At 75.6% G+C, this 14,277-nt stretch carries 12 protein-coding genes; 2 read left to right on the forward strand and 10 right to left on the reverse strand.

The window, feature by feature from the left end; all coding sequences use genetic code 11:
- Position 1 precedes the first annotated feature (1 nt).
- Complete coding sequence (locus ACYVKX_RS22050) at positions 2–676, reverse strand: hypothetical protein (RefSeq protein ID WP_460835845.1); 675 nt, start codon at positions 674–676, stop codon at positions 2–4.
- 168 nt (positions 677–844) lie between these two features.
- A complete protein-coding gene (locus ACYVKX_RS22055) occupies positions 845–2,662 on the reverse strand; it encodes an AMP-dependent synthetase/ligase (protein ID WP_460835846.1) in 1,818 nt (605 codons plus the stop codon).
- Between the two features lie 37 nt (positions 2,663–2,699).
- Here ACYVKX_RS22055 and ACYVKX_RS22060 point away from each other — a divergent pair, with 37 nt between their 5' ends.
- Positions 2,700–4,301 (forward strand): sugar transferase, encoded by a 1,602-nt coding sequence (locus tag ACYVKX_RS22060; RefSeq protein ID WP_460835847.1) that lies wholly within the window; start codon positions 2,700–2,702, stop codon positions 4,299–4,301.
- Here ACYVKX_RS22060 and ACYVKX_RS22065 read toward each other — a convergent pair.
- The 7 genes from ACYVKX_RS22065 to ACYVKX_RS22095 form a co-directional block, all read right to left on the reverse strand.
- Positions 4,234–5,286 carry a glycosyltransferase gene (locus ACYVKX_RS22065; RefSeq protein WP_460835848.1) on the reverse strand — a complete coding sequence of 351 codons (1,053 nt, stop codon included), beginning with the start codon at positions 5,284–5,286 and terminating at the stop codon, positions 4,234–4,236. The two genes, ACYVKX_RS22060 and ACYVKX_RS22065, sit on opposite strands and share 68 nt — an antisense overlap.
- A 41-nt stretch (positions 5,287–5,327) precedes the next feature.
- Positions 5,328–6,578 carry a hypothetical protein gene (locus tag ACYVKX_RS22070; RefSeq protein WP_460835849.1) on the reverse strand — a complete coding sequence of 417 codons (1,251 nt, stop codon included), beginning with the start codon at positions 6,576–6,578 and terminating at the stop codon, positions 5,328–5,330.
- A gap of 125 nt (positions 6,579–6,703) precedes the next feature.
- The gene (locus ACYVKX_RS22075) at positions 6,704–7,768 is read right to left on the reverse strand and encodes a glycosyltransferase (RefSeq protein WP_460835850.1); all 1,065 of its coding nucleotides are present in this window, start codon (positions 7,766–7,768) and stop codon (positions 6,704–6,706) included.
- A complete protein-coding gene (locus ACYVKX_RS22080) occupies positions 7,756–8,859 on the reverse strand; it encodes a glycosyltransferase family 4 protein (RefSeq protein WP_460835851.1) in 1,104 nt (367 codons plus the stop codon). The genes ACYVKX_RS22075 and ACYVKX_RS22080 overlap by 13 nt, the downstream gene beginning before the upstream one ends.
- Positions 8,856–10,175, reverse strand: a complete 1,320-nt coding sequence (locus ACYVKX_RS22085; RefSeq protein WP_460835852.1) for an O-antigen ligase family protein — start codon at positions 10,173–10,175, stop codon at positions 8,856–8,858. Before ACYVKX_RS22085 ends, ACYVKX_RS22080 begins: the two co-directional genes overlap by 4 nt.
- Positions 10,172–10,990, reverse strand: coding sequence for a polysaccharide deacetylase family protein (locus tag ACYVKX_RS22090; RefSeq protein WP_460835853.1), 819 nt, complete (start codon positions 10,988–10,990; stop codon positions 10,172–10,174). The genes ACYVKX_RS22085 and ACYVKX_RS22090 overlap by 4 nt, the downstream gene beginning before the upstream one ends.
- Positions 10,987–12,486, reverse strand: a complete 1,500-nt coding sequence (locus ACYVKX_RS22095; protein ID WP_460835854.1) for an oligosaccharide flippase family protein — start codon at positions 12,484–12,486, stop codon at positions 10,987–10,989. Before ACYVKX_RS22095 ends, ACYVKX_RS22090 begins: the two co-directional genes overlap by 4 nt.
- Positions 12,487–12,716: 230 nt before the next feature.
- On the opposite strand from ACYVKX_RS22095, the gene ACYVKX_RS22100 reads away from it, so the two are divergent.
- Positions 12,717–13,484, forward strand: coding sequence for a hypothetical protein (locus ACYVKX_RS22100; RefSeq protein WP_460835855.1), 768 nt, complete (start codon positions 12,717–12,719; stop codon positions 13,482–13,484).
- 6 nt (positions 13,485–13,490) lie between these two features.
- Here ACYVKX_RS22100 and ACYVKX_RS22105 read toward each other — a convergent pair whose 3' ends face one another.
- Positions 13,491–14,156, reverse strand: coding sequence for a hypothetical protein (locus ACYVKX_RS22105; protein WP_460835856.1), 666 nt, complete (start codon positions 14,154–14,156; stop codon positions 13,491–13,493).
- Positions 14,157–14,277: the final 121 nt, after the last annotated feature.

The following is a 14,277-nucleotide window of genomic DNA, read 5'->3' on the forward strand; positions in this document are numbered from 1 at the left end:
CTCAACTGGCGGCCTCCACGATCGGGGCGAGCACCTCCGCGCGGCGGTGGGTCTGGTCCTCGGCGGGGAGCCACAGCGCTCCGCGCCGCGGGGGCATCGAGCCCCGGTGCGCCTCGACCACGATCCGGCGCGCGCGCAGGTGGCCGTGCCCGTCGCCGACGCCCGACCACGCGGGCTCGCGAGTGGTCAGCCGCACCTCGGCGCGGGGCCAGTCGCCCCCTGGCCCACACAGGGAGACGAGGACGGCGGACCGCTTGCGCAGCCGGGCGGCGAGCCTCTCGGCGACCTGCCCGGGCACCCGCCCCCGCGGCCGGACCAGGACGGCGGTGACGACGTCGACCAGCGCCGCGGTCACCTCCAGCCAGCGGTCGCCGGGGTCGGGCACCAGCACGGTGCGGTCGAGGTCGACACCGAGGGCGGCAGCCGCCTCGGCGCCGAAGTCGTCGACGCCGACGACCCCGCACCAGCCGCCGGCCTTCGAAGGGCCGGCGAGCAGCGCCAGCGCCAGCGTCGTAGCGCCGGGGCTCGCGCTGTCGACGGCATAGCTGCCTCCCGCGCGGAGCCGGACCAGCCCGGCGAGCGCCGGGTGAGTCTCCAGCGGGAGGCGCGGCATGCCGTCCTGCATGCCCGCCATCCGACTGCGCAACAGCGCAATTGCGTCGAGATTGCCGGCCACACCCCATATTCGAACACCTGTTCGAACAAGTCAACCGCGAGTCGGCGCGTCTTGCCCACTCAGGAGCCGCGAGTCGGCGCAAGTTGCCCACCCTCCTGTGGAGAAGGCGGGCAAGACGCGCCGAGTCGACCCCTCTCAGCGGGCAAGACGCGCCGACTCGGCGTGGGATCAGCGGTAGAAGGAGTCGATCAGCGACTGGTTGCGCTCCTCGACGACGGTGCGCTTGACCTTCATCGAGGGGGTGAGCTCGCCGGACTCGATGGTCAGGTCGTGGTCGAGGATCTCCCACTTCTTGACCGTCTCCCAGCGGTTCAGGCTGGCGTTCATCTCCTCGATGTACCCGGCCACCATCGCGCGGACCGGCTCGGAGCCCACGATCTCGGCGTAGGGCCTGCCGGCCATGCCGTTCTCCTCGGCCCAGCCCGCCATCGCGTCGGGGTCGAGGGTGATCAGCGCGGAGACGAAGTTGCGCTCGCTGCCGAACACCAGGAACTGGCTGGCGTAGGGGCAGACCGCCTTGAACCTCGACTCGATCGCCGGCGGGGCGACGTACTTGCCGCCGGAGGTCTTGAACAGCTCCTTGATCCGGCCGGTGATGGTGAGGAAGCCGTCGGCGTCGAGGCTGCCCTTGTCGCCGGTGTGCAGCCAGCCGTCCTCGGTGAGCGTGGCCGCGGTCTCCTCGGGGAGGTTGTGGTAGCCGGCCATGACGTGCGGGCCGCGCAGCATGACCTCGTCGTTCTCGCCGATCCTGACCTCGGCGCCGGGCAGGGCCGGTCCGACGGTGCCCATCTTGTAGTCGTCGGGGTGGTTGACCGTGGCGCCGGCGGCGTTCTCGGTCATGCCGTAGCCCTCGAGGATGAGGATGCCGGCGGCGTGGAACCACGCGCCGATCTCGGGGTTGAGCGCGGCCGAGCCGGAGATGAAGAAGCGCACCCGGCCGCCGAAGCGCTCGCGCACCTTGCTGAAGACCAGCTTGTCGAACAGGCCGTGCTGGAGCTTGAGCAGGAACGGCACCGACCTGCCCTGGAGCTTGAGCTCGTCGACCTTCAGGCCGACCGCGAAGGCCCTCTTGAAGATCTTCTCCTTGGCGCCGCCCTCGGCGGCCTGCATGGTGATGATGCGGGCGTAGGCCTTCTCGAAGATCCGCGGCGCGGCGCCCATGAACGTCGGCTTCACGACGCCCAGGTTGTCCACGATCTTGTCGACGCGGCCGTCGATCGCGGTGGCGAAGCCGCAGGCGAGCTGTGCGGAGAGCAGCACCTTGCCGAACGAGTGCGCCATCGGCAGCCACAGGAACTGCAGGTCGTCCTCGTGGAGGATGTCCTGCACCTGGATCGCGGTGCCCTCGTAGACCCAGGACCGGTGCAGCAGCCGCACGCCCTTGGGGCGCCCGGTGGTGCCGGAGGTGTAGATCAGCGTCGCGAGCTGGTCGGGCGCGATCGACCTCGCGGTCTCCTCGATGACGCCCGAGTGCTCGGCGAGGTGGGCCGCGCCGAGCTCGGCGAGGTCGTCGAGGCCGATGACCCAGTCGCCGTCCGTCGTACCGTCGAAGGTGACGACCTTGGCCAGGTGCGGCAGCTCGGACCGGTGCTCCCTGAGCTTCGCGATCTGCTCGTCGTCCTCCGCGAACACGATCCGGGACTCCGAGTCGCCGAGGATGTACGCCGTGTCCTCGGCGTTCGTCGTCGGGTAGACCGTCGTCGTGGCGCCCGCCGCGCACATCACCGCGAGGTCCGCGAGGATCCACTCGTAGCGGGTGCCGGAGGCGATCCCGACGCGCTGCTCGGACGCGATGCCGAGGGAGAGCAGGCCCGCGGCGAGCTTCTCCACCAGGTCGCCGGCCTGCCGCCAGGTGACCGACTCCCAGGCCTCCCCCCGCGGGTAGCGGAACGCCTCGTGGTCCGCCGAGGCCTCGACCCGGTCGAGGAACTGGACGGCGAAGTTCTGGGCGAGGTGGTCGACGAAGGTGGTGTCCAGGCTCTTCATGGCGGGCACTCCTGCAGGGCGGCCGAGAGGATGGGGGTTGCCGAGTAACCTAGATCACCTGCGCAACTCGCGGGTAGCGATCCCGTCGTACTTCTCCGGCGCCGCCCCGACCGGCGGAGTTCCCTCACCGTTCTCCGGCCGGTGGTTTCGCCGGGCCGAGGCCGGGAACGGGTTCCTCGTGCGCACCAGCCGATCCCGAGCCATCGACCTCCTCCCCTGGATGACCAGCATCCGTCCGGTGCTGACCCTGGTGGACCCGATCGCGGTCGTGCTCGCCGGCCTGGTCGTGCACCCCGACGCGGGCGTGCTCGCCATCGCCGGCGCGGCGGTCACGGCGCTGCTGGTGTGCCGCGGCGCCGAGCTGCACCGCTCGCGCCTGGTGCTCTCGGTCATCGAGGACCTCCCGCGCCTGGTCCTGGCCGCCGCCGTGGCCTCGCTGACGCTGGCCGCGCTGACCCCGGCCAGCGAGATCCGCACCCAGCCGTGGCTGGCGCTGGCGGCGTTCGGCGCCGCCACGGTCATCTCACTCGTGCTGCTGCGCGCGAGCGTGTACGCCGTCGCCCACGCCCTGCGGCGCAGCGGTCGCAGCGCGCACCCGGTGATCATCGTCGGCGCCGGCGTGGTGGGCCGCCGGCTGGCCCGGGTCTTCGCGCAGCGCCGGGAGTACGGCCTGACCCCCGTCGGCATCATCGACACCGCACCCGGCCTCGCCTCCCGGAGCCTCCCGGTCCCGCTGCTCGGCGACGTCGAGGACCTCGAGAACGCGATGACCGACCTCGGGGTCGACGACGTCATCTTCGCCTTCCCCGACCCGCCCGACGAGACGACGATCGACGTGGTCCGCCGCTGCGTGCAGGCCGACCGGCAGGTGTTCGTGGTGCCGCGGTTCTTCGAGATGATGGGGCTCGACCACCACCGGCGCACCGAGGTCATCGGCGACGTCGCGATCATGCGGCTGCGGCGCTGGGGCCTGCGCCCGCACACGCTGCTCCTCAAGCGGCTGCTCGACGTGAGCCTGTCCGCCGTGGCCCTGGTCGCCCTCTCCCCGGTCCTGCTCGCCTGCGCCGTCGCCGTGCGGCTCGAGACCGGCCCGGGCGTGATCTTCAAGCAGGTGCGCATCGGCCGGGCCGGCCGGCCGTTCACGCTCTACAAGTTCCGCTCGCTCAAGCCGGCGAGCAGCGCCGAGAGCGCGACCCAGTGGAACATCGACCTCGACGACCGGCTCGGCCCGGTCGGCCGGTTCCTGCGGCGGACCAGCCTGGACGAGCTGCCCCAGCTGGTCAACGTGCTGCGCGGCGACATGAGCCTGGTCGGGCCGCGACCGGAGCGCCCCTTCTTCGTGCGGGAGTTCTCGCGGGCCCAGGTGCACTACGACGACCGGCACCGCGTCCACACCGGGCTGACCGGCTACGCCCAGATCCACGACCTCCGCGGCGACACCCCGATCGACGCCCGGGTGCGCTACGACAACCACTACATCGAGAACTGGTCGCTGTGGACCGACCTCAAGATCATGGCCCACACGGTGCGCACGCTGCGCCGGCCGGCGCCGAGGAGGACGACGCTGCAGCTCAGTGCCCCGCGGGAGCCCGCCGTGCCGACCGGAGTACGAGTTCCGACACCGCGGCAGCCGACCTGACGGCGTCGTGATCGGCCTCGACCAGGGCCCGTCCCGCCGCGCCCTCGGCGTCCGCGCGTGCCGGTGACGCGAGCCGGTCGACCACCGCGTCGGTGAGCGCGGCGGGGTCCTCAGCCGGCACCGTGCCCGCGACCGTGCCCGACACCATGCCCGCGACATCGGTGGCGACCACGCTGCGCCCGCAGGCCATCGCCTCCAGCGGCACCAGCGCCATGCCCTCCCAGCGCGACGGCGCGACGACGACGTCGGCGGCCGCCAGCCAGCGCGGTACGTCGTCGCGGACGCCCGCGAGCACCACCCCCTCGACGCGACGGGCCTCGAGCCCGGCACGGTCGGGGCCGTCCCCCACCAGCACCAGCGTCGCCCCGGCGACTGCCGAGCGGACCGCCGGCCACACGTCGAGCAGGTCGTGCTGCCCCTTCTGTTCGACCAGGCGGCCGACGCAGACGGCCGTCGGCGCGTCAGGCAGCCCCAGCTCGGCGCGGGCCGCGGCGCGGTCGGCCGGGCGCAGCCGCTCCAGGTCGACGCCGTTGGGTACGACGGACGCCGGCCCGCGCACGCCGGCGGCCCGGCCGAGCGCCAGCTCGGCGTCGCTGACGCAGACCAGGTGGGTGGTCCAGCGGGCGGCGTACCGCTCCCAGGCCCGGGCGGCCGCTCGCACCGGGCCGCCGGCTGCGAGGAACGACCAGGCGTGCGGCTGCACGATCGTGGGCACCCGGCCGTGCACCGCCAGCCGGCCGGCCAGGCCGGCCTTGGCGCTGTGCAGGTGCACGACGTCGGGCCGGGCCGCGGCGACGACCCGCGCGAGGCGGCGTACCTCGCCGGCCACCGAGGGACCGGGGTCACGGCCCGCCCGCCACGTCGCGACCACGGCACCGGCGTCGGCAGCGGCGGCCGGCAGCCAGCCGGAGGCCGGGCACGCGACGGTGACCGGCCAGCCGCGGGCGACCTGGTCGCGCACGTAGCCGAGCAGCACGACCGCCACGCCCTCGGTCGTCGGGACCGAGACGTGCAGGACGCGCGGCGTCAGGACGCCATCCGCTCGGCGTGCTTGCCGACCAGCACCACGCCGAGCAGGCGTACGCCGACCGAGCGGACACGCCCGAGGTGCCGGCGCAGCTCGCGCTGGCTGACGCCGGTGTCGGGCACGGCCAGCAGCAGCGAGCCGCCGGCGGCCATCACCCGGGCGTCGTCGCCGGCGTCGAGCGGCGGCGCGAGCACCACCACGACGTCGAACCGCGTCGCCGCCTCGGCCATCACCGCAGCGAAGCGGGTCTCCAGCAGCGTCTCGGCCGGCTCGCCGCCCCACTCGCCCGCGGGGAGCACGGTCAGGCGGTCGACCGGCCCGGGGCTGAGCGCATCGACCAGCGGGGCGCCGTCGAGCACGTCGTAGAGGCCGATCGTGTCCGGGCCGCCTTCGATGGCCGAGCCGGCGTCGCCGATCCGGCCGTCGACGAGCAGCGCACGGCGCTGCACGGTCGCCAGCGAGATCGCCAGGTTGGCGCCGAGCCAGACGTCGACGTCGCCGGGCCGCAGGCCGCTGACGACCACCAGGCTGACCGGGTCGCTGCTGGCGGCGGCCTCGAGCGCGACCCGCAGCTGCCGGAACACGTCGGCGGCCGCGGTGCCCGGGTAGAGCGCCGGGAGCGAGGTCGGGTCCTTGGGCGGGCTCAGGTGCAGCAGCACCGGAGCGTCGGCGAGCTGCTCCACCTCGCAGGCGTCGCCGATGCCGGCGGTGCGCCGCTCGCGCAGCAGCGCCGCGCAGACCGCCAGCACCACGGCGAGCGCGGCACCGACGCCGATGCCGAGCAGCAGATTGGGGCTGGAGAACGTCGCCGGCGGCTGGGCCGGGTCGCCGGTGGTGAACAGGAACGCCCCGGAGCTCGGGTCGTAGAGCGGCAGCACGGCGGCCACGGTGTTCGCGATCTCCGCGGCCACCCGGGGATCGGCGTCCGTCGCCTCGATCGCGACGAGAACCGTCCCCGACACCCATCGGCCCGAGATCTGCTCCCGCAGCTCGTCGGCCGACCGCGGCTCGCTCAGCCGGTCGGCGACGTCGGTGACGACCGCCTCGGAGTTGGCCAGCTCGCCGAGGCTCCCGCGCAGCGAGTCCAGGTCCTCGCCGGTCGCGACGGCATCGGGCGATGCCGCCGCCGACAGCGTCGCCGTGGCGGAGTAGGTCTTCGGGGCCACGACGAGCCCGGCGGCGACCGCGCCTCCCGTCACGACCAGCACCGCCAAGGCCAGCACCTTGTGCCGCCAGACGCTGCGTGTCACGTCTCGCGCTTCCACTGTTCCCCCCTCGTCAGAGCCGCTTGCGGAAGGTCCTCCCGCTCTTCCCCACTCACCCGAGACGCGGCGGCAGCGGTGGCTGTCGGGCCGCACCCGGGTCAACTGCCCGGTCACGTTTTGGTTACGGATGCCGTCTGTCCGAGTACCTCCTCGTACAGGCATCCGTAGGCCGACCGCATCCGGGACGACGAGAACCGTCGCAGGACCGCCGCTCGCCCACGGTCCCGCAGCGCCGCCGCCCGGTCCGGGTCCGCGAGCACCCGGCGGACGCCGGCGGCGAGGGCACGGGCGTCGCCCGGGGCCACCAGCTCGACCACGTCAGGACCGAGCGCCCGCAGTCCGCCGACGGCGCTGGCCACGACCGGCACGCCGGCCGCCATCGCCTCGAGCACCGACATCGGCAGGCCCTCCCGGTCACTGGGCAGGACCAGGACGTCGGCGGCGCCGAGCAGCCGCCGCACGTCGCGGCGCTCCCCCACGAACCGCACCCGCTCGGCGGCCAGCCGCTCGAGCCGGGTGCGCTGCTCGCCGTCCCCGACCACGACGAGCAGCGCACCGGGCACGTCCGGCCACGCGCGGAGCAGCAGGTCGACCCGCTTGGGCTCGGTCAGCCGCGCCACGCACAGCGCGAGCGGCAGGTCCGCGGCGACCCCGAGCAGCCGCCGCGCCCGCGCCCGCCCGGTCGGCTCGGGCGGCGGTACGGCGTTCTCCACCACCCGCAGCCGGCCCCGGTCCAGTCCGCCGCCGACGAGCCGCTCGGCGACGTCGTGGGAGACCGCCGCCACGACGTCGCTGGTCGCCAGCAGCCGCGCCGCGCGCGGGTAGTCGGCGTCCGACAGACCGTGCACCGTGGTGACCAGCGGCGGCCGGCGCCGGCGCAGCGTCCGGGTGCCGAGGTGCGCCGCGAGCGCGGCCCGCACGTTGTGGGCGTGCACGAGGTCGGGCGCGGTGCCGCGCAGCGCGGCCGCGCTGCGCGCGAGGGCCGCCGGCCCGCGCGAGCGCAGGGGTACGCCGAGGGTGCCGATCCCCCGGGCGGCGAGCTCCTCGGCCCGCCAGCCGCCGCTGCTGGCGACGGTGACCCGGTGCCCCTGGTCGGCCAGTCCGGTGGCGAGGTCGGCGACGACGGTCTCGGCGCCGCCCGAGCCCATCTCGGCGATCACGGTCAGGATGCGCACCGGGCCTCCTGGTAGGTCGCCGTCAGCCCGTCCAGGCAGTGGTCGAGGGTGTAGCCGTCCTCGATCCGGGACCGGGCCGAGCGCCCCGTGCGCGCGCGCAGCGCCGGGTCGGCGGCCAGCGTGGCGAGGGCCCCGGCGAGCGCGGCCCGGTCGCCGCTCGGGCGGAGCAGGCCGTCGACGCCGTCGCGGACCACCTCCGGCACCCCGCCGACCGCGGTGGCGACCACCGGCAGCCCGGTGGCCATCGCCTCCAGCAGCGCGAGCGGGCAGTTCTCGGCCGCCGAGGTGAGCGCGAACACGTCCGCCCGGGCCAGGTGCGGCCGCGGGTCCGCGACCCGGCCGGCCAGCTCGACCCGGCCCGGCAGCCGGGCGGCCGCGGCTGCCACGTCGCGGCGCAGCGGCCCGTCGCCGACCAGCAGCACCCGCACGTCGGGGACCTCGGCGGCCGCGGCCAGCAGCAGGTCCACCCGCTTCACCGGGTCGAAGCCGCCGACCCAGACGACGGTCGGCGGCTCGCCGGTCGGGTCGGCGAGGTCGAAGCGGGCGGGGTCGACGCCGTTGGGCACCACGTCGACGACCTCCGGGGCGAGCCCGACGTGCTCGACGGCGTACCGCGCCACGGCCGCGCTCGGCGCCACCACCCGGGCCCGGCCCCAGCGGGTGACCGCGCGCTCGCCGTGCAGGTAGTAGAGGCGGTCGCGGCGCCGGCGCCGGCCGGCGAGCGCGTTGCCGGCCACCAGATCGGAGAGGCCGTCGGCGACGCCGTGCAGGGTGTAGACGACGCCCGCGGGCCGCAGCGCGGGCGCGAGCAGCCGGCCGAGCCAGCCCGCGCGCCGGTCCTGGAGGTGCACGACATCGGGGCGCAGCGACCGCAGCAGGTGGGCGGCCGCGAGCGCCCCGGCGGCGTCGCGCTTGGAGGCGACCGAGACCGGGTGCCAGGTCGCGCCGGCGGCCTCGGCCAGGGGCGTGCGCGCCGTCGGCGGCCCGACGACGTGGCTGTCGTGGCCGCGGCGCGCCAGCCCGGCGGCGACGTCGACCGCGTGGTCGACCGGCCCCCCGACGGCCTGGGTGGTGACCTGCACGATCCTCATCGACGTGCCTTCGCGACCCGCGCGCCGACGCCCACGGCCAGGGCGACGAGCAGCCAGAGCGGGAGGTAGTACTGCTCGGTGAGGAAGGTCGCGGCGACGGCGCAGCCGACGAGGGCCGCGCAGACGCCGGCCCCCAGCGGGTCGCCGGCGCGGTGCGCGCGCCGGGCCTGGAGGTAGGCGGCGACGAGGATCGCCGCGAACGCCGCCAGCCCGAGCAGGCCGAGCTCGCTGGAGATCTCGAGCCAGGTGTTGTGGGCGACGTCGAGCGGCCGGGTGACGTCCATGGGCGGCGCGGTGAGGTAGCGGGCCTGCTCCTGCGCGAACGCGCCGGGGCCCTGCCCGAGCAGCGGCCGCTCCAGGGTCATCTGTGCCGCGGCCTGCCACAGGCCGAGGCGCTCGTCGACGTTCTGGTCGGCGACGTAGCCCTTCTGCGACAGGCTCAGCGTCACCAGGCCGGGTACGGCGACCACGACCGCCGCGGTCGCCGCGGCCGCGAGCACCCCGATGCCCGCCACGGCGCGGAGCCGGACCATGCCGGCCACCAGCGCGACCGCTCCCGCCGCCACGACGCCGAGCAGCGCGCCGCGCGACAGCGTCCCGAGGATCGCCACGATCAGCAGCGCCACGGCGAGGTCGTAGAGCCAGCGCCGGCGCGCGGTCGGGCGCAGCCCGACCGCGAGGGGCACGGCGGCGAGCAGGAAGAACCCGAAGTCGTTCGGGTCCCCGATCGGCCCGCCCACGCGCCGGTCGGCGGCGAGCGCGAAGCCGACCAGGCCGAATGCCGCGGCCACCGTGCACGAGGCGACGTACACGCGGGCGAGTCTCTCCGGCGCCAGGCCGCCGCGCAGGACGTCGGCGAGCACCAGCAGCACGACGAGGAAGCCGGCGTACCGCAGCACCACCGACTGGCCCGCCGTACCGTTGTTGTGCACGGCGGTCGCGGCCAGCAGCACGACCACGAACGCGAGCACCGGCACCAGCACCGGGCTGCGCGGGCCGTGGTGCAGCCGGCCGCGGCAGCGCCGGATCGCCCACGCGACCACGAGCAGGACCGCGGCGGCCTTGGCCGCGCGCGGGTCGACCTCCGCGACGACGTCCTCGAACGGCGCGAGCGCGACGACCAGCAGCGCGGCGAGCTCGACGCGCAGCAGCAGGACGGCGAGCCCGACCCCGGCGGCGAGCGCCGCCCCGGACACGCCGGGCGCGAGCCCGATGGCGAGGCCGAGCACGGCGGCGGCGAGGAGCGGCAGCCACACCGTCCAGGCCGTGCGCGGCCGGGCGAGGGCGGGCGCCCGGGCCGGTGCGGGGGCCGTCACCACGACGGGCCCTTCCGGCGGCGCCAGGTGTCCAGCGGCCGCAGCAGGGTGTAGGCGCCGTCGAGCACCAGCCGCAGGTCGCGGACGTCGGTGGGCGCGAAGGAGCGGCGCAGCGACAGCGCCGGGGTGCGCGCGGTGTTGAGCCCCCGGTCGACGGTGACCGCGGTCTCGTAGCCCGCCTCCGCGGCGGCCTCCCGCACCCGCGGGGACCAGCCGCCGGTCGGGTAGGCCAGCGTGCGCACCGGCCGTCCGAGCAGCTCCTCGAGCGCGGCTCGCGACTCGGCCATCTCGCGCTTCAGCTCGATCTGGTCGAGCGCGGGCAGCCACGGGTGGGTGGCGGTGTGGGAGCCGACGTGCAGCCCGTCCTCCGCCGCGGCGAGCAGCTCGTCGGGGCGCACCAGCCGATGCCGGTCGTGCCGCGGCTCGCACCGGTCCCAGGCGAACCGGTGATCGCCGGTGAGGAAGCCGGAGACCGCGAACAGCGTCGCCGGCAGGCCCCGCTCGCGCAGGATCGGCCATGCCGTCTCGACCACGCTCGCGTAGCCGTCGTCGAAGGTGAGCGCGAGCGCCCGCTCCGGCAGCGTCCCCGCCGTCAGCCGGGCCGCCGCCTCCTCGAGTGGCAGCACCGTCGCGCCCCACTCCCCGATCGCGTCGAGGTGGCGCCGGAAGTCGTCGACGCCGGTCGAGAGCCCCCGGCTGTCGCCGTCGACCCGGTGCCAGCCGAGGACGGTCAGCCCACGCGCGCCGGACAGCCGGCGGCCCAGCGTCGCCGCCGGCCGGACCAGCGTGCCGAGACCGCGCACCCCGCTCCTCATGCCGGCCTCCGCAGCAGCTGCGCGGCCTCGGCCAGATGCGCGCGGTCGAGGATCCGGACCGTCGCCACGTAGGCCAGCAGCCCGGCCGCGCCGACCAGGACGAGCACCGCGGCGGCCGGCAGCACGGGGTCGAGCAGCGCGCGGAGCGAGACGACGACCGCGGCCATCGCCGCGCCGCCCAGCAGGGCCGGGCGCAGCGAGCCGACCAGGCGCCGCAGCGACAGTCCGGCGACGTGGAGCCGGGCCAGCGCGAGCGCGAGCACCGCCACGACCGCGGCGACCGCGACCTGCGCGACCGCGACCGCGACGATGCCGCGCCGGGCGACCACGAGGATCACCAGCGTCAGCAGCACCAGGTGGCACAGCCGCAGCACCAGCGAGAGCGCGGGACGCCCGGCGGCGTTGAGCGCGGTCTGCACGAGCTGCCCGACGCTGAGCAGGACGGCGTACGCCGCCAGCCAGGCCACCACCGGCACGCCCGGCGACCACCTGTCGCCGAGCAGCACCAGGCCGTCGGCGAACAGCACGATGCCCAGGCAGATCGGCGCCACCAGCGTCAGCGTCGCCATCGACACGGTGGCGGTCGCCCGGCCGAGCCCGGCACCGCGCTGCCGGCACAGGTAGGGGAACGCCGCGCCGGTCGTGACGACCACGATCATCAGGTAGGGCATGAACGCGATCCGGAACGCGAGGGAGTACTGGCCGAGCGCCTCGCCGCCGAGCACCCGCGACACGATCAGGTAGTCGACGTTGAGCTGCACGAGCTCGAGCAGGTTCGCGGCGGCGTACGGCCCGCCGTAGGACAGCAGCCCGCGCACGTCCTCGGCGTTCCAGCCCGGTACGACGGGCGGGTGGACGACCCAGGCCAGCAGCATCGTCAGCACGCCCTGCACGATCTGGCCCACGACGAGGGCCATCACGCCCACCCCCTGGCTGGCCAGCACGATCGCGACCACGGCCCCGACGAGCGAGGAGACGGTGTCGGGGACGATCCGGCGCGCGAAGGCGAGCCGGCGGCGCAGCAGCTCGGTGGTCACCGCCGCGACCGCCAGGCAGGGCAGGGTGACGGTGAGCCCGCGGATCACGCCGGCCCCGTCGGCGCCGACGTTGAAGCTGCTGGCCAGCCAGGGGGCCGCCAGCCACAGTAGCCCGGCGACCACCAGGCCGAGGGCCGCGCCGAGGGTGACCGCGCTGCGCGCCGCCCGGTGCACGTCGCCGCGCCAGTAGACCAGCGCGCTCGCCGTACCCAGGCTGGTGAGGACCGCGGAGACGTTGGCGACGAGGGTGCCGAGCGCGACCAGGCCGAGGGCCGACGGCGCCAGCATCGCGGCCAGGGTCAGCAGCACGATCGTCTGCGACCCCTTGACCACGATGCCGTTGGTCGCCAGCCACAGGGCGCCGCGGGCGGTGCGGGCCGCCTCGCCGTCGGCGGCCACCCCGGCCGGGAGGAACGACCGCGCCTCGGGCACGTCGGCAGCACGGTCCCGGCCGGTCATCGAGATCCGCACCGTGAGGTCGCCGCCGGCGATCCGGACGGCGTGCCCCCGGCGCGGTCCCGGCGGGCCGCTCGGGCCAGGTGGTCGGACACCACGAGCACGACCGTCCGGTGCGGTGTCTGCACCAGCTCGCTCACTGGCGTAACCCCAGCCGGGCAAGGGTGGTTGGAGCACCGGACCGGCGGGTACGAAGCGGTCCGACGGCACTCACGCATCGACCAGGGGGAACCATGCGGCGACGTCTCGTGGTGGTGGCCTTGAGCATCGCCGGCGCGCTGCTGGCGAGCGGCTGCTCGACGATCTCCGACCAGCTCTCCGGCTCGGCCGCGGCCGGCCCCGCGCCCGGCACTGCTCCTGGCACTGCCCCGGGGACCGGCGACCCGGTGCTCGTCACGCAGGACACCGGCACGGTCGAGGGGCTGCTCTCGGTGGTGGTGCGCAACACCAGCGACCGCACGCTGCTGTACGCCGACGCCGTGATCTCGGCGCGCGACGCCGACGGCGAGCTGATCGCCACGTCGGTCGAGCGCCGCAGCCGCAGCAGCTGCTGCTCGGTGGTGAACCTGCGACCCGGCCGCGAGTACGGCCTCTACCTCGACGTCGGCCCGGACGCCGAGGTCGGCAGCGTGGACGTGAGCTACCGCGACGTCTCCTGGGCGCCGGCCGGCGATCCGCCGCCCCCGGCGCCGGACGTGACCGCGGAGCCGGTCCGGCTGCGGTCCACCGCGGAGGGCGCCGTCGCGATCGCCGACCTCACCAACCCGGGCCGGGTCACCGAGGTGATCGCCCAGGGCGTCGTCCTCGGTGCCGACGGCGAGCTGCTGGCGGTCGTCTCGGGGCGCTGGAGCTGCGTGCCGACCGGACGGACGCGGATCTGGATGCAGCTGTTCCGGCCCCTGCCCGCGGGCGCCCGTCTCGACCGGGTGCTGGTGCACCCGGTCACCGACGACCCGACCGAGCGCAGCCCGGTCTGCGCCGCGCCGGACGGCGGAGCCTGACAAGGATCAGCCCTGCGCGGAGCGGAACAGCCAGCCCAGCGGGCGCGGGTCGTCCCCGGAGGCCGCCGCCGGAACGCCGTTCGCCCGGCCGTCCCGGTCCTCGCCGTCGCTGCCGTCCTCGGCCACGACGCCGACGTCCTGCGGGCCCTGCGGCAGGTGCTCGAGCACCGCGATCGTGGCCTGCGTCGACCCCGCCCCGCGCGTGGCGACGACGGCGTCGCGCACCTCCGCGACGGCCGCCGCGGCCTGGCTGAGCATCGGCACGAGATCGCCCAGCCGCCGCTCGGCCTCGTTGAGCGCCCCGGTCGAGCCGCCGCGGATCCGGTCGGCCTCCGCCTGCGCCTGCCCGACGATGCCGTCGGCTCGCTCCTGGGCCTGCCGCACGAGCTGCTCGGCCTCGGCCCGCGCCTCGGCGACCAGGTCCTCGGAGACCGCCTCGGCCTGCGCGATCAGCGCGTCGGCCTCGGCCGCGGCGCGCTGGCGCGCCTGGCTCGCCTCGGCGAGCAGCTCGTCCGCCTCCCGCCGCACCCCCAGCTCGGTGCGCAGCTCCTGCGCCCGCCGGGACGAGGTCGACGTGGCGGACCTGGTGGCCGTGCCGGTGGACCTGGTGGCCTTGCCGGTGGCCCGATCGATCATCGACCTGGTCTCGATCGACGGCTCATCCTGCGACATGCGAAACCTTCCCCCAGTGATCGGCTCGCAGCGTCAGCCCACATGAGTGGCCCCGAGAGAGACCAGCGAGTGCTGTCAACCCCTGCGTGCCCGCGGTGGGGCAATTCGAAACACCGCGGGT

It is taken from the genome of Nocardioides hungaricus (assembly GCF_054782915.1).

What these genes read in the sequence shown, in the direction of transcription:
- ACYVKX_RS22090 (WP_460835853.1), bottom strand. Translation starts at nt 10,990, where the DNA reads ATGAGGAGCGGGGTGCGCGGTCTCGGCACGCTGGTCCGGCCGGCGGCG.
- ACYVKX_RS22095 (WP_460835854.1), bottom strand. Translation starts at nt 12,486, where the DNA reads ATGACCGGCCGGGACCGTGCTGCCGACGTGCCCGAGGCGCGGTCGTTC.
- ACYVKX_RS22055 (WP_460835846.1), bottom strand. Translation starts at nt 2,662, where the DNA reads ATGAAGAGCCTGGACACCACCTTCGTCGACCACCTCGCCCAGAACTTC.
- ACYVKX_RS22105 (WP_460835856.1), bottom strand. Translation starts at nt 14,156, where the DNA reads ATGTCGCAGGATGAGCCGTCGATCGAGACCAGGTCGATGATCGATCGG.
- ACYVKX_RS22080 (WP_460835851.1), bottom strand. Translation starts at nt 8,859, where the DNA reads ATGAGGATCGTGCAGGTCACCACCCAGGCCGTCGGGGGGCCGGTCGAC.
- ACYVKX_RS22100 (WP_460835855.1), top strand. Translation starts at nt 12,717, where the DNA reads ATGCGGCGACGTCTCGTGGTGGTGGCCTTGAGCATCGCCGGCGCGCTG.